The 17,623-nt window shown below is 69.4% G+C and carries 18 protein-coding genes; 1 reads left to right on the plus strand and 17 read right to left on the minus strand.

Features of this window, described 5'->3' with window-relative positions; all coding sequences use genetic code 11:
• Positions 1 to 146: 146 nt before the first annotated feature.
• Positions 147 to 698: an inorganic diphosphatase gene (gene ppa / locus C0481_RS13795; RefSeq protein WP_293404699.1), complete on the plus strand. Its 552-nt coding sequence runs from the start codon at positions 147 to 149 to the stop codon at positions 696 to 698.
• Between the two features lie 43 nt (positions 699 to 741).
• On the opposite strand, the gene trmB is transcribed toward ppa, so the two are convergent.
• From trmB to C0481_RS13880, 17 genes are all read right to left on the minus strand, one after another.
• A complete protein-coding gene (gene trmB, locus C0481_RS13800) occupies positions 742 to 1,419 on the minus strand; it encodes a tRNA (guanosine(46)-N7)-methyltransferase TrmB (RefSeq protein ID WP_293404701.1) in 678 nt (225 codons plus the stop codon).
• Positions 1,420 to 1,493: 74 nt separating this feature from the next.
• Positions 1,494 to 2,714 (minus strand): methionine adenosyltransferase, encoded by a 1,221-nt coding sequence (gene metK, locus C0481_RS13805; RefSeq protein ID WP_293404703.1) that lies wholly within the window; start codon positions 2,712 to 2,714, stop codon positions 1,494 to 1,496.
• Positions 2,715 to 2,849: 135 nt separating this feature from the next.
• Positions 2,850 to 3,275 (minus strand): helix-turn-helix domain-containing protein, encoded by a 426-nt coding sequence (locus C0481_RS13810; protein ID WP_293404705.1) that lies wholly within the window; start codon positions 3,273 to 3,275, stop codon positions 2,850 to 2,852.
• A 52-nt stretch (positions 3,276 to 3,327) separates the two neighbouring features.
• A complete protein-coding gene (gene lnt / locus C0481_RS13815) occupies positions 3,328 to 4,878 on the minus strand; it encodes an apolipoprotein N-acyltransferase (protein WP_293404707.1) in 1,551 nt (516 codons plus the stop codon).
• 34 nt (positions 4,879 to 4,912) lie between these two features.
• Positions 4,913 to 5,785: a hemolysin family protein gene (locus tag C0481_RS13820; protein WP_293404710.1), complete on the minus strand. Its 873-nt coding sequence runs from the start codon at positions 5,783 to 5,785 to the stop codon at positions 4,913 to 4,915.
• Positions 5,778 to 6,242 carry an rRNA maturation RNase YbeY gene (ybeY, locus tag C0481_RS13825; protein ID WP_293404712.1) on the minus strand — a complete coding sequence of 155 codons (465 nt, stop codon included), beginning with the start codon at positions 6,240 to 6,242 and terminating at the stop codon, positions 5,778 to 5,780. The genes C0481_RS13820 and ybeY overlap by 8 nt, the downstream gene beginning before the upstream one ends.
• A complete protein-coding gene (locus tag C0481_RS13830; RefSeq protein WP_293404714.1) occupies positions 6,239 to 7,192 on the minus strand; it encodes a PhoH family protein in 954 nt (317 codons plus the stop codon). Before C0481_RS13830 ends, ybeY begins: the two co-directional genes overlap by 4 nt.
• Positions 7,189 to 8,529, minus strand: a complete 1,341-nt coding sequence (miaB, locus tag C0481_RS13835) for a tRNA (N6-isopentenyl adenosine(37)-C2)-methylthiotransferase MiaB (protein WP_293404716.1) — start codon at positions 8,527 to 8,529, stop codon at positions 7,189 to 7,191. Before miaB ends, C0481_RS13830 begins: the two co-directional genes overlap by 4 nt.
• A 72-nt stretch (positions 8,530 to 8,601) precedes the next feature.
• On the minus strand, positions 8,602 to 9,009 hold the full coding sequence (locus tag C0481_RS13840) for a Fur family transcriptional regulator (RefSeq protein WP_293404718.1): 408 nt from the start codon (positions 9,007 to 9,009) through the stop codon (positions 8,602 to 8,604).
• A 42-nt stretch (positions 9,010 to 9,051) separates the two neighbouring features.
• Positions 9,052 to 9,504, minus strand: coding sequence for a GNAT family N-acetyltransferase (locus C0481_RS13845; RefSeq protein WP_293404720.1), 453 nt, complete (start codon positions 9,502 to 9,504; stop codon positions 9,052 to 9,054).
• Positions 9,501 to 10,136, minus strand: a complete 636-nt coding sequence (gene tsaB / locus C0481_RS13850) for a tRNA (adenosine(37)-N6)-threonylcarbamoyltransferase complex dimerization subunit type 1 TsaB (protein ID WP_293404784.1) — start codon at positions 10,134 to 10,136, stop codon at positions 9,501 to 9,503. The genes C0481_RS13845 and tsaB overlap by 4 nt, the downstream gene beginning before the upstream one ends.
• Entirely contained in the window at positions 10,136 to 10,666 is a 531-nt protein-coding gene (locus C0481_RS13855; protein ID WP_293404722.1) for a hypothetical protein, read from the minus strand. Before C0481_RS13855 ends, tsaB begins: the two co-directional genes overlap by 1 nt.
• A gap of 10 nt (positions 10,667 to 10,676) precedes the next feature.
• On the minus strand, positions 10,677 to 11,249 hold the full coding sequence (locus C0481_RS13860; protein WP_293404724.1) for a NifU family protein: 573 nt from the start codon (positions 11,247 to 11,249) through the stop codon (positions 10,677 to 10,679).
• A gap of 58 nt (positions 11,250 to 11,307) precedes the next feature.
• Positions 11,308 to 11,817, minus strand: coding sequence for a universal stress protein (locus tag C0481_RS13865; RefSeq protein ID WP_293404726.1), 510 nt, complete (start codon positions 11,815 to 11,817; stop codon positions 11,308 to 11,310).
• Positions 11,818 to 11,852: 35 nt separating this feature from the next.
• Positions 11,853 to 12,887 (minus strand): tryptophan--tRNA ligase, encoded by a 1,035-nt coding sequence (gene trpS / locus C0481_RS13870; RefSeq protein ID WP_293404728.1) that lies wholly within the window; start codon positions 12,885 to 12,887, stop codon positions 11,853 to 11,855.
• 146 nt (positions 12,888 to 13,033) lie between these two features.
• A complete protein-coding gene (murJ, locus tag C0481_RS13875) occupies positions 13,034 to 14,623 on the minus strand; it encodes a murein biosynthesis integral membrane protein MurJ (protein WP_293404730.1) in 1,590 nt (529 codons plus the stop codon).
• Positions 14,624 to 14,705: 82 nt separating this feature from the next.
• On the minus strand, positions 14,706 to 17,525 hold the full coding sequence (locus tag C0481_RS13880) for a [protein-PII] uridylyltransferase (protein WP_293404732.1): 2,820 nt from the start codon (positions 17,523 to 17,525) through the stop codon (positions 14,706 to 14,708).
• Positions 17,526 to 17,623: the final 98 nt, after the last annotated feature.

Here is a 17,623-nt window from a genome sequence, read left to right on the forward strand (position 1 = left end):
TTGTCAGCCCCCAGCCGCAAAGGCGTCGTTTCGGCGGCTTTTGCAGCCTTTCGGAGCGCAAACGTCGCGCGGCCCCTTTTCGCCGGGGCCTTATTGGTCCACAGACGGCGCCCTCAACTCCTGTGTCGCCAAGGTCCTTCCTCCCTATGGACATCTCCAAGATCCCCACGGGCGTAAACCCGCCCTACGACGTCAACGCCATCATCGAGATCCCGCAAGGCGGTGAGCCGGTGAAGTACGAGCTCGACAAGGACAGCGGGGCCATCATGGTCGACCGCTTCCTCCACACCGCCATGTACTATCCGGGCAACTACGGCTTCATTCCGCACACGCTGTCGGACGACGGCGACCCGATGGACGTGCTGGTGGTCGGCCCGACCCCCGTGGTTCCGGGCGCGGTGATCCGCGTGCGGCCGATCGGGACGCTGATGATGGTCGACGAGGCCGGCGGCGACGAGAAGATCCTGGCCGTGCCGGTCGACAAGCTGCACCCGTTCTATGCGGGCGTGGACTCGTGGCGCAGCCTGCCGGCCATCCTGACCGAGCAAATCGCTCACTTCTTCCAACATTACAAAGACTTGGAGAAGGGCAAGAGCGTCGAGATCGTGCGCTGGGCCGACCCGGAAGAGACCGGCGAGCTGATCCGCCAGGGCATCGAGCGCGCCAAGGCGGCCGGCAAAGGCCAGCCAGGAACGTAACGATAGGGGTCGCCGTCGGCAGGTTTCGACGGCGACCTTCCAACTACCTTCTGATGAAGTCGAAGAAGACCGGCTCGCAGTCGCCCAGGCGCTTTTCCTCATAGCGCGTGGTGATGTGGTCGGCAGGCGCGATGCGCCAGTCGTCGGCCTTTTGCGCCGGCCACTCGAAGTCCGGAGAGGCCAGGAACCGCTCCAGCGCCCAGTCGGCATAGCCCGCCACGTCCGTCGCGAAGCGCAGCCGCCCGCCCGGCTTCAGCACGCGGGCCAGGTCGGCGACCATTTCGCTCTGCACGATCCGGCGCTTGTGGTGCCGCGCCTTCGGCCAGGGATCCGGAAACAGGATGAACACCCGATCCAAGCTGGCGCCCGGCAGCCGCGCGGCCAGTTCGCGGGCGTCGCCGTCGTGGATCCGGACATTCTTCAATTCTTGTTCAGCCACGTGCCGCACGGCGCTGGCGACGCCGTTCAGGAACGGCTCGCAGCCGACGATCAGCACGTCGGGCGCGCGGGCGGCCTGGCTGGCCATGTGCTCGCCGCCGCCAAAGCCGATCTCCAGCCACGCCTCTCGCGTCCCGTCCATCAGGGTCCGGGGGTCGAACGGGCCTTCCGGCGGCCGCAGCTGCGGCAGCAGTTCCTCGACCAGAGCGGCCTGGCGCGGCTTGATGGGTCGCGACTTGATCCGACCGTAGGACCGCATCAGCGGGTGTTGGTTGTCTTCCATGCGCGCGCTCTACAACGACGAAGGCCGCCGCGCGAGTGCGCGACGGCCTTCAGATGTTCCAAACCTGATGTGGATCAGGCCAGGCCCTTCAGCTGGTCGGCCAGATCGGTCTTTTCCCAGGAGAAGCCGCCCTCGTTATCCGGCTGGCGGCCGAAGTGGCCGTAGGCGGCGGTACGGGCGTAGATCGGACGGTTGAGGCCGAGGTGCTCGCGGATGGCGCGCGGCGTAGCGCCGCCGATCATCTGCGGCAGGGCCAGTTCGAGCTTGGCCGGATCGACCTGACCGGTGCCGTGCAGGTCGACATAGAAGCTGAGCGGGTCGGAGACGCCGATCGCGTAGCTGATCTGGATGGTGCACTTGCGCGCCAGGCCGGCGGCCACAACGTTCTTGGCCAGATAGCGGCAGGCGTAGGCGGCCGAACGGTCGACCTTGGTCGGGTCCTTGCCGGAGAACGCGCCGCCGCCGTGCGGGGCCGCGCCGCCGTAGGTGTCGACGATGATCTTGCGGCCGGTGACGCCGGCGTCACCGTCCGGGCCGCCGATCAGGAAGCGGCCGGTCGGGTTGACGTGCCACTTGGTCTTCTTGGTGATCAGGCCGGCAGGAATGACGCTCTCGACGTACGGCTTGATGGCCGCGGCCAGCCGCTTGGAATTGACGGTCTGGTCGCCGATCTTCTTCTTGTGCTGGGTCGAGACGACGATCTTCAGGATCTCGACCGGACGGCCGTCCTGATAGAGCAGCGTGACCTGGCTCTTGGCGTCCGGCTCAAGGAAGTCGGCCTCGCCCGAGTGACGGACCTCGGCGAGCTTGTGCAGGATGTCGTGCGAGAACTGCAGGGTGGCCGGCATCAGCGACGGCGTCTCGTCGCAGGCGTAGCCGAACATGATGCCCTGGTCGCCCGCGCCCTCTTCCTTCTTCTCGGTCGAGTCGACGCCGACGGCGATGTCGGCCGACTGCGGGTGCAGGAAGTTGGCGAACTTGGCCTTTTCCCAGTGGAAGCCCTTCTGCGCGTAGCCGATGTCCTTGACCGCGGCGCGGACCTTGGGCTCCAGGCCAGCAAGGATTTCCTTGGTCATGGCCTTGTTCTCGGCCTTCGAAGCGCCCGGCTTGCCGGCGCGGACTTCGCCGGCGAGGACGATGCGATTGGTGGTGACCAGGGTCTCGCAGGCCACCCGGGCCTCGGGCTCCACCGACAGGAAGGCGTCGACCACCGTATCGGAGATGCGGTCGGCGACTTTGTCCGGATGGCCTTCGGACACGCTTTCGCTGGTGAAGATGTAGGAGGAACGGCTCAAGAGGTAGCTCCGGTAATCGGGCAGGCCGCGGCGCAGGGCGGCCCCATTTGGACGTCGCGGGAACCTATAAGGAAATCTTTATATCCCGCAAGCGGCGTCAATCGTCACGCGATAGCTGGTCGCGGCTCACACGATTCAGTCGTCGAGGATCGAGGGGTCTTCTTCGACCATCGCGCGAACGAGGTCGAGAATGCGGCGACGCACGCGTGACGGGGTGATGCGCGGGAAGGCGCTAGCCAGCTCGACGCCCTCGGGCGTGAGCAGGAAAGCCTGCAGGTGAGCCTGGCCGCCGGGCGAGCCGTCGGCGCCGATCGTTGCGGTGTCAGCCAAGCCCTCGAAGAAGTACGCGGTCGAGGTCTCCAGCGCGCGGGCCATCTCATAGAGCTTGGACGCCGAGACGCGATTGGCCGCCCGCTCGTACTTCTGAACCTGCTGGAAGGTCAGGCCAATCGCCTCGGCGAGTCGCTCTTGGCTGACCCCCAACTCCTTGCGGCGAAGACGGATACGCAGGCCGACATGCACGTCGATCGGATTTGGAACGCTGTCGAGGTCCTTGGACATGGGCTCACCCTAAACGAGCCTCGACTGACGCGTCAAAAACCTGACCAATTCGTCAATTCCGCTCTACTCGCCGATCTAACTGTCGAATTCCGACCATGGCCAGCGAAAGGAGCAACATCATGGCGAAGCCTGCTTCGCTGATGAAACTGTAGATTGTTCGAGCCCGTGGAGCGGGCAACCGAGCGTCGATTACGCCGGATTTTCCTAGTCCCAACTCAGCTCCTGGGACGATCCGGCCCTGGGCGTCGATGACCGCCGAGACGCCGGTCGGGGTGGCCCGGATGATCGGCAAGCCGCTCTCGATCGCACGATAGCTGGCGATGTTGAGGTGCTGCCACGGGCCGCTGGTCGCGCCGAACCAGGCGTCGTTGGAGACGTTCAGCAGCCATTGCGGCCGCACCCCGGCGCGGGCGGCTGCGGCCTCGGCGAAGCGCGGGAACAGCGCCTCGTAGCAGATCAGCGGCTGCAGCGGCGGCAGGCCCTGCGGCGAGATCGGCTTGGGCGGCGGACCGGCGGTGAAATCCTCGGGCATGTGCACCAGGCTGCGGATGCCAAGCCGGGTCGCCAGGTCGCCGTAGGGAAGAAACTCGCCGAACGGCACCAGCCGGTGCTTGTCGTAGACGCCGGTGACCTTCAGGCCGTCCGGCAGGCCGCGCAGCGCCACCAGGCTGTTGAAGTAGTCGGCCTGGCCCTGGGCGTCGAACTGCACCCGATTGGCGCCGAGCAGCAAAGTCTGGCCCGGCGCGACGGCCTGGCCGAAGCGGCCGAGGTACGGACTGCCGGGGGCCAGCAGGTCGTCGATCACCGCCGGCAGCGCGCCCTCGGGCCAGACGATGATCTGCGGGACCGGGTCGCCCGGCTTGCCGCGCGACAGCTCCACATAGGCGTCGACGATGGAGTCGAGGTTTTCCGGCTTCCACTTGTCCTTCTGGTCGATGTCGGCCTGGACGATGCGCACCAACGGCGCGTCCGCGCGGGCCGGCGGCGCCCCGGAAAGACGCACGGTTCCGAAGACGAACATCCCGGCCAGCAGAAGGATCGCCAGCGCCGGGCCGGCGAAGCGGCGGCGCGGCGAGGCGGCGTCCAGCACCAGGGCGAAGCTGGCCGCCAGCGCCACGGTCAGCCAGCTGAGGCCGTAGGGGCCGACCACCGAGGCGAACTGCGAGATCGCGCCGCCTGCGGTCCAGCTCTCGCCCGGGAGGTTCCAGGGAAAGCCGGTGAAGATGTGCGAGCGGACCCACTCGAGCAGGGCCAAGGCCCCGGCGAACACCAGCACGCGGGCAGGACCGCGGACATCGGCGAGCCGGTAGAGCAGCGCCGCCAGACCCCAGAACAGGGCCAGGCCGCCGGCCATCAGCAGCAGCGCGAACGGGGCCATCCAGCCATGGGCGGCGGCGTCGACCAAAAACGCCTCGGTGATCCACCAGACCCCGACCGCGAAGTAACCGACCCCCGCCAGCCAGCCCCGAAAGAAGGCCGAGCGCCGCGGCCGCGGGCCGGTCGTCTCCGCCATTCGCATCATCACGGCGTAGCCGAGCAGACCCGGCAGCAGACCGAACGGCGGATGGGCCAGCCCGGCGGCGACGCCAGCGCTCAGCGCCAACAGCCGAGCGAGCCAGGGAGAAGGCGTTTTCAGATCAGACCTCTTCGCCGGACGGCGCCGTCACCGGCGCGAACCGCACCCGCTTTACACGCCGAGCGTCGGAATCGAGCACCTGGATTTCGAAGCCTGCGGGGTGGGAGATGACCTCGCCGCGCTGCGGCACCCGCCCGGCAAGGGCCGAGACCAGCCCGCCGACGGTGTCGATCTCCTCATCGAGTTCGCCGGGCGCCAAGTGCTCGCCCAGGGCGGCCTCCAGCTTCTCCAGCGGCGCGCGGGCGTCGACCTCGTAGATCCCGCCGGCGCGCGGCGTGATGGACGCGACCGCCGCCTCGTCGTGCTCGTCGTCGATCTCGCCGACCACCGCCTCGACCAGGTCTTCCATGGTCACCAGTCCGTCGGTGCCGCCGAATTCGTCGATGACCATGGCCATGTGGGTGCGTTCGGCCTGCATGCGCAGCAGCAGGTCGGCCGCGCGCATCGAGCCGGGCACGTAGAGCGCATCGCGGCGCAGCTTCTGGAGCACCAGGTCGGACGGGCCGGGCCGGCGGCCGCGCCCGGCCAGCAGCTTGAAGATGTCCTTGACGTGGATGACCCCCACCGGATCGTCCAGCGTCTCGCGATAGATCGGCATGCGGCTGTGCTCGGACTCGGCGAACAGCTCGACGACCTCGGCGAAGGGTGTGGAAAGCTCGACCGCGACGATGTCGACGCGCGGCGTCATCACGTCGGAGACCCGCAGGGTCTGGAAGGCGGCCGCCTGCTCTACGAGGCCATTGGACGCCGAGGACGGCCCCAGCGGCGGCGGCTCGGCTCGGCCGGCGCGAAGTTTACGAAAGAACGCCCGAATCCCCCGGCTTCGACTGGGGGGTTCGGGCGGACTGGATATCCCATCCGAAGAGTTAGCCATGGTCTCCCTGCTCAGCCGCGTAGGGGTCTGGAACCCCAAGCCCGGCCAGGATGACGCGCTCAAGGCCTTCCATGTGTTCGGCCTCGGCGTCGGTCTCGTGATCGTATCCTAAAAGATGCAGCACGCCATGCGCCACCAGATGCTGGAGGTGGTGCGCGAGCGGCTTGCCCTGCTCGCTCGCCTCGCGGGCGCAGACGCCGAACGCCAGGGCGATGTCGCCCAGGTGCCCCTCCGGATTCTCCGGCGCCGGAAAGGACAGGACGTTGGTCGCATAGTCCTTGCCGCGGAAACGGGCGTTGAGGTCACGCACGCTTTCGTCGTCGGTCAGCAGGATGGTGACCGCGTCGCCGTCGAACTCGGCCTGCCGCAGGGCGGCGGCCGCAGCGGCCTGCACGAGATCCTGCGCCTGCGGAGCCGCAGCGACCCAGGCTTCGTCCTCGATCTCGATGTCGATCAAATCGCGCGTCCGCTCTTGGCCGCGTCGGCGTCGTAGGCCCGCACGATGCGCTCGACCATAGGATGGCGCACCACGTCCTCGACCGTGAACCGATTGACCCCGACGCCTTGCACGCCCTCGAGCAGGCCGACCGCGTGGGCCAAGCCGGAGTCGGCGGCGTTGACCAGGTCGATTTGGCTCGGGTCGCCGGTGACCGCCATGCGCGAGCCCTCGCCGATCCGGGTCAGGACCATCTTCATCTGCAGCCGGGTGGTGTTCTGCGCCTCGTCGATGATGATGAAGGCGTGGCTGAGCGTACGACCCCGGAGGAAGGCGATCGGCGCGACCTCGATCTCGCCCTTCTCGCGCCGACGGCGCAGCTGCTCGGCGCCGATGATGTCGGTCAGCGCCTCCCAGACCGGGGCCATGTAGGGGTCGACCTTTTCGTTCATGTCGCCGGGCAGGAAGCCGAGCCGCTCGCCGGCCTCCACCGCCGGGCGGCTGACGATCAGGCGGTCGACCTCTCCGCGCAGCAGCAGGCCAGCGCCGTGGGCGACGGCCAGGAAGGTCTTGCCAGTGCCGGCCGGGCCAAGGCCGAAGACCAGCTCGCACTTGTTGAGCGAGTCCAGATAGCGGGCCTGGCCGGGGGTGCGCGGCGCGACCTGGCCGCGCCGACCGCTGGGCAGGCCGCCGGCCGGCGACTTGCCGGTTCCGGAGCGGGCGTTCCCGATCGCGACCCGGACGTCAGCCTCGGTCACCTCCTGGCCGGAGTCGGCCTGGGCGGCCAGGGCCGCGACCACCTGCTTGGCGCCGGCGCGCGACTTGGCGTCGCCATTGATCGACACGCCGCCGCCGGGCGTTTCGATCAGCACATTGAAGGCGTCCTCGATCAGCGCCGCGTGGCGGCTGGCGGCGCCGGCCACCGCGCGAGCCGCGTCGTCCGAAAGCGGGATGTACTCGGGGCGGCTCACGCGGTCTCCATCTCGAGCACGCCGGCGAGGCTCATCTTATGAGCGACCTCGATGCGCACGGGGACGATCTGGCCGATCAGCCGCTCAGGGCCTTCGACGTGGACGGCCTGCAGGTACGGGCTGCGGCCAGAGAGCTGCCCCGGATGCCGGCCGGGCTTCTCGAACAGCACCGGCAGCACCTTGCCGACCTGGGCGGCGTTGAAGGCGCGCTGCTGCTCGTCGATCAGAGCGTTGAGGCGCGCCAGGCGCTCGTCCTTGACCGCCTCGTCGACCTGACCCGGCAAGGCGGCGGCGGGGGTGCCGGGCCGGCGCGAATACTTGAAGGTGAACGAGGCGGCGTAACCCACCTCGCGCACCAGCTGCAGGGTCGCCTCGAAATCGGCGTCGCGTTCACCCGGGAAGCCGACGATGAAGTCGCCGGACATGGCGATGTCCGGCCGCGCAGCGCGGATCTTCTCGACCAGCCGCAGATAGCTGTCGGCGGTGTGCGCGCGGTTCATCGCCTTGAGGATCTTGTCCGAGCCGGCCTGCACCGGCAGATGCAGATACGGCATCAGTTGCGGCAGCTCGGCGTGCGCTTCGATCAGCGCATCGTCCATGTCGGCCGGGTGGCTGGTGGTGTAGCGGATGCGGTCGAGGCCCTCGATCTTCGCCAGCTGGCGCGCGAGGCCGGCCAGGCCGCCGTCGCCGGCATAGGCGTTGACGTTCTGGCCGAGCAGGGTGACCTCACGCACGCCCTTGGCGGCCAGGTCGCGGGCCTCGGCCAGGATCGTGTCGACCGGGCGCGACCACTCGCCGCCGCGGGTATAGGGCACGACGCAGAAGGTGCAGAACTTGTCGCAGCCTTCCTGCACGGTCAGGAAGGCGGTCACCCCCTCGGGATTGCGCTCGACCGGCAGGGCGTCGAACTTTTCGTCGGCGGCGAAGTCGGCGGCCAGGCGCTCGCCGCGGGCGCGATGGGCGCGGGCGATCAGTTCGGGCAGCTGATGATAGGCCTGCGGCCCGACCACCAGGTCGACGGCCGGTTGGCGCAGCATGATCTGCTCGCCCTCGGCCTGGGCGACGCAGCCCGCCACGGCGATGGTCATCTTCGCGCCGGCCTCGGCCCTCGCCTGCTTCATCAGCTTGATCTGGCCGAGCTCGGAATAGACCTTCTCGGTGGCCTTCTCGCGGATGTGGCAGGTGTTGAGGACGACGAGATCGGCGTCCTCCGGCGTCGACGTCATGCCATAGCCGAGCGGGGCCAGCACGTCGGCCATCCGCTCGCTGTCATAGACATTCATCTGACAGCCGTAGGTCTTGATGTAGAGGCGCTTGGTGGGCGCAGAACCGGTCATGCCGGGGTTATGGGGTTGCGAGCGCCCCCACGCAAGTTTTCCACCCGACGCCGCAGCCGCGAGGGCCGCACCCTACTCCTCGATCGGCACGCCATAGAGTTCGAGCCGGTGATCGACCAGCTTGTAGCCAAGCTTGCGGGCGATCGCTTCCTGCAGGGCCTCGATCTCCTCGTCGACGAACTCGATGACCTTGCCGCTCTTCATGTCGATGAGGTGGTCGTGGTGGACCTCGGTCGCCTCTTCGTAGCGCGAGCGGCCGTCGCGGAAGTCGTGCCGGGCGATGATCCCGGCTTCCTCGAACAGGCGCACGGTGCGGTAGACCGTGGCGATCGAGATGTGGGGGTCGACCTCGTGGGCGCGACGGTACAGCTCTTCCACATCGGGGTGGTCATGGGCGGCCGACAGCACGCGCGCGATCACGCGACGCTGCTCGGTCATGCGCATGCCCTTCTCGACGCAGAGGCTTTCGATGCGATCCACGACGGTCTCCTCGTAATTCAACTCACCCCAAGGATAGGGCGACTAGGCCGCGCGGCCAAGGTCGAGACGCATAACAACCGCGTCGGCGGTTCCAGCGGCCCCGCGATCGTAGTAGCCGCGACGCAATCCGGCCCGTTGAAACCCTGCCGCTTCATAGAGGGCCAGGGCCGGCAGGTTGTCGTGCGCGACCTCCAGGAACATGACGTCGGCCCCGGCCATGCGCGCGGCGCCGGCGGCGGCCTCGACCAGGGCGCGGGCCAGACCGCGGCGGCGGGCGGGCGGCGCCACGGCCAGGGTCAGGATCTCGGCCTCGCCGGCGATGGCGCGGCAGAGGATGAAGGCCTGCGGGTCCTGCTGCTCGACCAGCAGGGCGAAACCGCCGGGACCATCGAGCAGTTGGGCGATCTCGCCGGCTGACCAGCCGTGGTCGAAGGCGGCGGCGTGGATCTGCGCCAGGGCCTGCGCCTCGTGTCCCCAGGCGCCGCGCAGCTTCATTCGGGAAGGCTCTTGCCGCCCGGCAGCTTGGCGTCGGGGGCGCGCAGATAGAGCGGGCGCGGCGGGATCGGGGCGCGGGCCGCCGCGAGCGCGGCGATCGCGGCCGGGTCGGCGTGGTCGGCGGCGACGACCTGGGCCGAGGGCCGCATCTCCGCCAGCAAAGCCGCGCCAGTCCCGACCAGGACGTCGGGGGCGAGCTCGGCGACCCGGGCCGCGGCGGTCTCGATCGGCAGGGCGTCGGGGGCGCTGACCGCCGCGCCGTCGGCGAAGGCCTGCAGGTAGACCTGGCCGCGCTTGGCGTCGAGCACGGCGAAGACGCGCCCCTTGTGCGGCTGGGCCAGGGCTTCGAGCGAGCCGACGCCGACCGCCGGGATCGCGAGCGCAGCCGACAGCCCCTTGGCGAAGGCCAGGCCGACGCGCAGGCCGGTGAACGAGCCGGGGCCGACGGTGACGCCGATCCGGTCCAACTGGTCGAAGCCGACGCCAGCCTCGCCCATGACCTCGGCGACCAGCGGGGCCAGGCGCTCCTGATGGCCGCGGCTCATCGGCTCGACGCGAGCGGCCAGCACCGCGCCGTCGCGGACCACTGCCGCCGAGCAGGCGAACAGGCAGGTGTCGAGCGCCAGGATGATCACGGTTGGACCGGGCTCCAGCAGGCGGCGACGCGACGCAGGCTCGTCTCGACCCAGGCCGCCATCGGCGAACCGCCCTCGCCGCGCACCTCGATCTGCACCGGATAGGGCGCGGCGGCGAAGCGGGCGTCCTCGGCCCAGAGCAGGTAGCTGTCGCCGTTGGCCGATGCGGCGGGCGCCGGCGGCTGACGGCCGACGCCGGGCACCTCGATGCGCGGGGCCGGCAGCGCCTCGAGCTCGGCCAGGACCGGCGTGAGCCGCGCGCAGGACTTGGACGTGGCCCAGGTGACGGTCGCCTCGACGCCTTCGCGGGTTTCGACCCGGCGGGCGAGCGCCTCGGCGCCGCGCAGATAGAGCGAGACGCCGGTGACGCTGCGGTCAGCGCGGTAGACGGCGAAGGCGCCCCACGGGCGCAGGCCCTCCAGCCGCGCGCCCTTCAGCACCGGCCAGTCGTCTTCGCTGGCGGCGGCGGGCGCGGCCAGCGCGCCGGCGCCGGCCAGCGCCAGCAGCAAGGTTCGGATCGCCCCCACGACGTGCGCCCTAGAGCGTCTGTTCGACCCGGGTGACCTCGGGCACATAGTGCTTGAGCATGTTCTCGACCCCGGCCTTCAGCGTCGCCGAGGAGGACGGGCAGCCCGAGCAGGCGCCGCGCATGTGCAGCCAGACGACGCCGGTGTCGGCGTCGAAGCGGTTGAACAGGATGTCGCCGCCGTCCTGGGCCACGGCCGGGCGGATGCGGGTGTCGAGCAGGTCCTTGATCTCGGCGACCACCTGGGCGGTCTCGCCCTCGTAGACCGCCTCGTCATGACCGCCGGCCTCGGCGGCGCTCTCGACGAACAGCGGCCGGCCGGAAGTGAAGTGGTCCATGATCGCCGCCAGGATCGGCGCCTTCAGCAGCGGCCAGTCGTGGTCGGGGTCCTTGCCGACGGTCACGAAGTCGGCCCCGAAGAACACCCGGGTGACGCCCTCGATGTCGAACAGCTCGGCCGCCAGCGGCGAGACCTGGGCCTCGTCCAGGTCCCGGAAATCGCGCGAGCCCTCGGGGAGGACCTCGCGGCCGGGGAGGAACTTCAGAACCTCGGGGTTCGGGGTGGCTTCGGTCTGGATGAACATGAGGCAGATGTGGCGCTTTGGGCGCGGAATCGCAAGCGTGGCGGAGTTTCGCGGGCCGTCAGGCCAGATCGGCGATCTCGTCGTCGGTGAGGTCGCCGGGCACCACCGTCACCGGCAGCTTGCGGGTTCCCCACTTCACCCCATCCTTGGCGATCGACGAGACCAGCGGGCCGGGGCCGCGGCCGCCGACCGAGGCGGCCAGCACCAGGATCTTGATGTCGGGGTCATCGGAAATGACCTTGCGCAGCGCCTGGCGGGTGCTCTCGGCGTGCATGATGATGAACTCAGGCGGCATGCCGGTTTCGGCGATGACGAACTCGGCCATCTTGTGCAGCACGGCTTCGGCCTCGTCGCGGGCCTGGCGCTCGATCTCCTCGCGCACGCCGCTCCAGTGCTCGAACACCGCCGGTTCGATGACCCGCAGCAACGCCACGTGACCGCCGGTCGAGCGCGCACGCCGGCAGGCGAAGCGCAGGGCGGCCTGAAACTCCGGGCTGTCGTCGGCGATGACGAGGAACTTGCGTTGGCTCATGGCGCGGACGGTGGCCTGCACAGGGGTTCTGCGCAAGCCACCTTCAGCCCTAGGGATTCAGTCCGCGCGGATCAGGCGCCCCAGAAGCCGACGATCTTGCGGACCTCGGCCAGGGTCGGCGCAGCGGCGGCGCGGGCGCGCTCGGCGCCCGCCGCCAGGACGCGGTCGATCTCGGCCGGGTCGGCCATCAAGCGGCGCATCTCGTCACCGACCGGCCCGAGCTTGGCCACCGCGAGATCGGCGAGCTTGGGCTTGAAGGCGCCGAAGCCCTGACCGGTGAACTCGGCCAGCACCTGCGCCGAGGTGCGGCCGTCGAGGGCGGCGTAGATGCCGACCAGGTTCTCAGCCTCCGGACGGGCCTTCAGCTCGTCCAGGGTTTCCGGCAGCGGTTCAGGGTCGGTCTTCGCCTTGCGGACCTTCTGGGCGATGGTGTCGGCGTCGTCGAGCAGGTTGAGCCGCGAGTTGTCCGACGGGTCGGACTTGCTCATCTTCGCCGCCCCGTCGCGCAGCGACATGATCCGCGCGCCCGGCCCCTGGGTCATAGCGTCGGGCAGCGGGAAGTAGCCCGGAACCTCGAAGTCGTGGTTGAACTTCGCGGCCACGTCGCGGGTCAGCTCGAGATGCTGGCGCTGGTCGTCGCCGACCGGCACCTGGGTCGCCTTGTAGAGCAGGATGTCGGCGGCCTGGAGCACCGGGTAGGTGTAGAGGCCGACGCTCGAGCGCTCCTTGTGCTTGCCCGACTTCTCCTTGAACTGGGTCATCCGGTCGAGCCAGCCGAGGCGGGCGACGCAGTTGAAGATCCAGGCCAGCTCGGCGTGCTCGGGCACCGCCGACTGCGGGAAGATCGTCGCGACCTTGGGGTCCAGGCCCGAGGCGAGGTAGGCGGCGGTGATCTCGCGCACCTGGCCGGCCAGCAGCTTCGGGTCCTGCCACACGGTGATCGCGTGCATGTCGGCCACGAAGATGAAGGTCTCCACCTCGTGCTGCAGGCGGGCGAACTTCACCAGTGCGCCGAGATAGTTGCCGAGGTGCAGGGCGCCGGACGGCTGGACGCCGGACAGCACGCGTTGGGGACCGCTGTAGGCGGGGGGGGCTTGGTCAGTCATGGGATCGGCTTCCAAGGGAAGAGGGCAGACAGGCGCGCAGAACCGCGCCGGGAAAGGCGGGGATCAGGCGCTACGCCATCGCCACGTGTTTTGTCCGCAAGCCATGCTTGAGCGAATAAGGCCTGAAGCTGCAGATCGCAAGCCCGTCAGAGGTCGGCCGAGACCGCCGCATCGCCAGGACGCCGCCGCAGCGCGGTCCGAATCTCGCTCGGTGTGATGCCGCGGAAGGCCAGCAGCAGCAGGCCGTAGACCGCGACCCCGACCGCGGCGACCGCGAGCACGGCGATCTCCTTGGCCCCCAGACCGATGAAGTGGAAGCCGCGCAGCGGCGCCTCCAGCCAAGCGCGCTCATGGGAGGCGAAGGCGAGCAGCGCGCCGAACACGGTGCTGGCCGCGACGATGCGAGCGATGCGGCTCCAGGCCGCCTTGGTCGGCGAATAGTCGCCGCGCTTGGCCAGCAGCAGCACCATCTGGGCGACGTTGATCCAGGCCGCCGCGCTGGTCGACGCGGCGATGCCCTTGACCCCGATCACCTGGAACAGCGCCAGGCCCAGCACGATGTTCACCGCCACCGAAATCAGGCCGAAGCGCATCGGCGCCTTGGTGTCCGAGCGCGCGAAGAAGGCCGGCTGCAGCACGCGGGCGAGCACGAAGGCCGGCACGCCCCAGCCGTAGTTGAGCAGGATCCAGCCGGTCTGGCGGGCGTCCTCGACGGTGAAGACGCCGCGGGTGAAGAGGCCGTCGATCAGGAAGAACGGCATGGCGATCAGCGCCGCGGCCGCCGGCGCGGTCAGCGCCAGCGAGAAGATCACCGCCTGGTCGGTCGCGCCCTGGGCGTCGTCGTGATCGCCGGCCTGGATGGCGCTGGACAGCCGCGGCAGCAGGGCGACGCTGACCGCCACCCCGATCAAGCCGAGCGGCAACTGGTAGAGCCGGGCGGCGACTTCGGTCCAGGCCCGGCCGCCGGCCACCTGGGAAGCCAGGATGCCGGAGATGAAGATGTTGATCTGCACGGCGCTGGCGGCGATGGCGCCCGGGACCGCGAGCGCGATCAACGCCTTGATCTCGGGCGTCAGGCTCGGCCAGCGCAGGCGGATGTGGGCGCCGCACTTGCGCGCGCCCCACCAGAGCAGGGCGGCCTGGAAGACGCCGGCGATCGGAATGGCGATGGAGGCGGCGTAGGCGGCCAGGATCGGATCATCCTGCGGGATCACCGCGATCAGCATCACCAGGTTCAGGATCGTCGGGAAGATGCCGGTGATGATGAAGCGGCGGTGGGCGTTGAGCACGCCCGACAGCAGCGCCCCGATCGCCATGCACGGCAGGTAGGGCATGCTGATCTGGGTCAGCACGATGGCCAACTTGAACTTGGCCGGATCCGAGGCGTAGCCCGGATTGATCACGTACATCAGCCACGGCATCGCCAGCTGGGCGATCAGGGTGATGGCGATGGTCGCCGCCGCCAGAGTCGCCAGGGCGTCCGAGGCGATGCGGTCGGCCTCGGCCTGGCCCTCGCCGGTCAGGGTCTTGGTGTAGGACGGGATGAAGGCCGAGGAGAACGCACCCTCGGCGAAGATCCGCCGGAACAGGTTCGGGAAGGCCAGCGCGGTATAGTAGGCGTCAGCCGCGATGGTCGCGCTGGCGCCCAGTCGTGCGGTCAGCACCAGATCGCGGGCCAAGCCCATGAACCTGCTGATCAGGGTCAGGCCCGACAGCAGCAGGGAAGAACGGATCAATCCGCTCTTGGCGGCAGGAGTGGCGGCTGCGGTCACGGGCGTTGGTGTGCGCTTATGCGGCCGCACCGGTCAAGCCGCCCCGTCAGCGCGCGACGCTAGCGCGCGCCTTCTGCAGGTTGGTGCGCGATTTGGGGGCGGCGGCCTCGACCTCTTCCAGCACCCCCATCAGATGGGATTTCAAGGCCGCCATCCGCTTGGGATCGGTCAGCTTTCCGCCGTCGCGTTCGATCACATAGAAGGCGTCGACCGCCCGCTCGCCGTAACCGTCGATGTGGGCCGAGAGGATCGACAGCCCCGCGTCGGCGAGGTTGCGCGCCAGCGCCACCAGCAGGCCGGGCCGGTCGCGGCCGGAGGCTTCGACCACGGTTGAGACCTCGGAGGCCTCGTTGTCCAGCATCACCGTCGGGGTGATCGTGAAGGCGGCGGCGCGGCCGAAGTCGGAGACCCGGCGCGGTTCGCCCTTGGTCGGTTCGCCGCGGCCTGCGGCCTCCAGCGCCTCGGCCAGCTTCGACAGCATGCGCGGATTGTCGGCGCCATAGGCCGCGCCGGTGGCGTCCTGCACGTAGAACACGTCGAGCGCCTGGCCCTGGCGAGAGGTGAACACCCGCGCGCCGACGATGTTGGCCCCAGCCGCGGTCACCGCGGCCGCCAGATCGACGAACAGGCGCGAGCGGTCAGGCGCGGCGATGACCACCTCGGAGGCGTTGAGGCCGCTGCGGATGTGACCCTCGGCCGCCGCCCCAGACCCCGCCGCGCGACGGGCCAGCCCGGCGTGAACCAGAATTTCGGCGTCGGAAAACGAGGTGAAATAGGCGTCTTCCATCGACTGCACCCAGTCGGTGGCGGCGGCGTCAGCCGCGATCAGCCGCACCCGTGCGTCATAGGCGGCGTTCTCGTGATAGCGGCGGATGGCGGCGGCGGCGTCCGAGCCGCGGCCGCCGCGGAACACCGCCTCGGTGGCGCCGTAGAGCTCGCGCATCAGCTGGCCCTTCCAGCCGTTCCAAACGCCCGGCCCGACGGCGCGGATGTCGGCGACGGTCAGCACCAGCAGCAAGCGCAACCGCTCGGGCGTCTCCACGATGCGGGCGAAGTCGGCGACGGTGCGCGGATCGGAGACGTCGCGTTTCTGCGCGTAGTCGCTCATCACCAGGTGATGCTCGACCAGCCAGGCGACCATTTCGATGCGCTTGCGGTCCAAGCCGAGGCGTTCGCAGGCCGAGCGAGCCGCGCGGGCGCCGGCCTTTTCCTGGCCCCCTGCCCCGCCCTTGCCGGTGTCGTGCAACAGCATGGCCAGGAACAGCGCCTCGCGATCGTCGATCAGCGGCATGACCGCGGTCGAGAGCGGGTGATCCTCGGCGAAGCGGCCGTTGGCGATGTCGGCGATCACGCCGACGGCCCGCAGGGTGTGCTCGTCCACCGTGTACGAGTGGTACATGTTGAACTGCATCTGAGCGACGATGCGGCCCCATTCGGGAATGAACCGGCCGAGCACGTCGGCATCGTTCATCATCGACAGCGCCCGCTGCGGATCGCGGCCATGGGCCAGGATGTCGAGGAACACCTTGGCCGCGGCGGGGTCGCGACGGACCTTGGAGCCGATGATGCTGGCGCAGCGACTGGCGGCGGTGAAGGCGTCAGGGTGCAGGTCGAGGTCAAGCTGGTCGGCGAGCCGGAACAGGCGCAGCAGGTTGACGGGATCGCGCTCGAATATCTGCGGCCCGTCGACGTTCAGGCGCCCGCCCTCCTCATGGAAGCCGGGGTCGAGCTTCTTGCGCTTGGCCTTGCCGCGTCCGGGGATCAGCCGTGACAGCCCCTTGGGCTGCTGCTTGATCTGCTCGGCCTCGAGCTTGGCGGCGAACACCCGGGTCAGGGCGCCGACCTCCTTGGCGATCAGGAAGTAGCGGCGCATGAACCGCTCGACCGCCGGGGCGTCGCCGCGGTCGCCATAGCCCATCCGGCGGGCGATCTCGGGCTGCAGGTCGAAGGTCAGCCGTTCTTCCGGGCGGCCGGTGGCGAAATGCAGGTGGCTGCGCACCGCCCAGAGGAAGTCGAACGCCTTGATGAAGGCCGCGACCTCCTTGCGGTCGAACATGTCCAGCTGGACGAAGCCGTCGACGTGGCTGACCGGGTGCAGGTACTGGGCGATCCAGAACAGGGTGTTGAGGTCGCGCAGGCCGCCCTTGCCCTCCTTGACGTTCGGCTCGACCAGATAGCGGCTGGCGCCGGCCCGCTCCTGGCGGATGTCGCGCTCCTTGAGCTTGGCGGCGACGAACTGGGCGGCCGTGCCCTTGACCACTTCGGCCCGGAACCGCTGGAACAGCTCCTCGGCCAGGGCGGTGTCGCCGCTGAGCTGGCGCGCCTCCAGGATCGAGGTGCGGATCGTGTAGTCCTCGCGGCTAAGCTTCAGGCATTCCTCGACCGTCCGCGAGGCGTGGCCGACTTTGAAGCCGAGGTCCCAGAGCGCGTAGAGCATGTATTCAATCACGCTCTCGGTGTGGGCGGTCTGCTTGTAGGGTCGCAGGAACAGCAGATCGAGGTCGGAGAACGGGGCGAGCGTGCCGCGGCCGTAGCCGCCGACCGCCATCAGCGCCAGGCGTTCGCCCTCGGTCGGGTTGCGGGCCCGGAACACGTGCACGGTGGTGAAGTCGTAGAGCGCGGTGACCACCTCGTCGGTGACCCCCGACAGCAGCCTCGCGGTCTCGATGCCGCCGGCGCCGTTCTCCAGCCGCTCCTTGGCGATCATCCGGCCGCGGAACAGGGCCTGCTTGAGGATTTCCAGCGCCCGGCGACGCTGCTCCTGTTCGTCGCCGGCGGCGTCGAGGGCGGCGGCCGACAGCTGGGCGCGCAGGCGCACGCCGTCGACGACATATTCCAGGCGGGTGGGTCGAAGGCGAGGCGGCATGGGATGGATATAATCACTTCCGGAAGCTGCGGCATCCTCTCCTCTGGGCGGCGCCGCGACCAGGGCCAAACCGAACCTCGTCTGCAGCGCCGAGAATA

The organism is Phenylobacterium sp., assembly GCF_013822795.1.
Classification (GTDB): domain Bacteria; phylum Pseudomonadota; class Alphaproteobacteria; order Caulobacterales; family Caulobacteraceae; genus Phenylobacterium.

Coding starts and splice junctions, on each gene's coding strand:
- ppa (WP_293404699.1), top strand. CDS start 147: ATGGACATCTCCAAGATCCCCACGGGCGTAAACCCGCCCTACGACGTC.
- trmB (WP_293404701.1), bottom strand. CDS start 1,419: ATGGAAGACAACCAACACCCGCTGATGCGGTCCTACGGTCGGATCAAG.
- C0481_RS13810 (WP_293404705.1), bottom strand. CDS start 3,275: ATGTCCAAGGACCTCGACAGCGTTCCAAATCCGATCGACGTGCATGTC.
- C0481_RS13820 (WP_293404710.1), bottom strand. CDS start 5,785: ATGGCTAACTCTTCGGATGGGATATCCAGTCCGCCCGAACCCCCCAGT.
- miaB (WP_293404716.1), bottom strand. CDS start 8,529: ATGACCGGTTCTGCGCCCACCAAGCGCCTCTACATCAAGACCTACGGC.
- C0481_RS13845 (WP_293404720.1), bottom strand. CDS start 9,504: ATGAAGCTGCGCGGCGCCTGGGGACACGAGGCGCAGGCCCTGGCGCAG.
- C0481_RS13860 (WP_293404724.1), bottom strand. CDS start 11,249: ATGTTCATCCAGACCGAAGCCACCCCGAACCCCGAGGTTCTGAAGTTC.
- trpS (WP_293404728.1), bottom strand. CDS start 12,887: ATGACTGACCAAGCCCCCCCCGCCTACAGCGGTCCCCAACGCGTGCTG.
- C0481_RS13880 (WP_293404732.1), bottom strand. CDS start 17,525: ATGCCGCCTCGCCTTCGACCCACCCGCCTGGAATATGTCGTCGACGGC.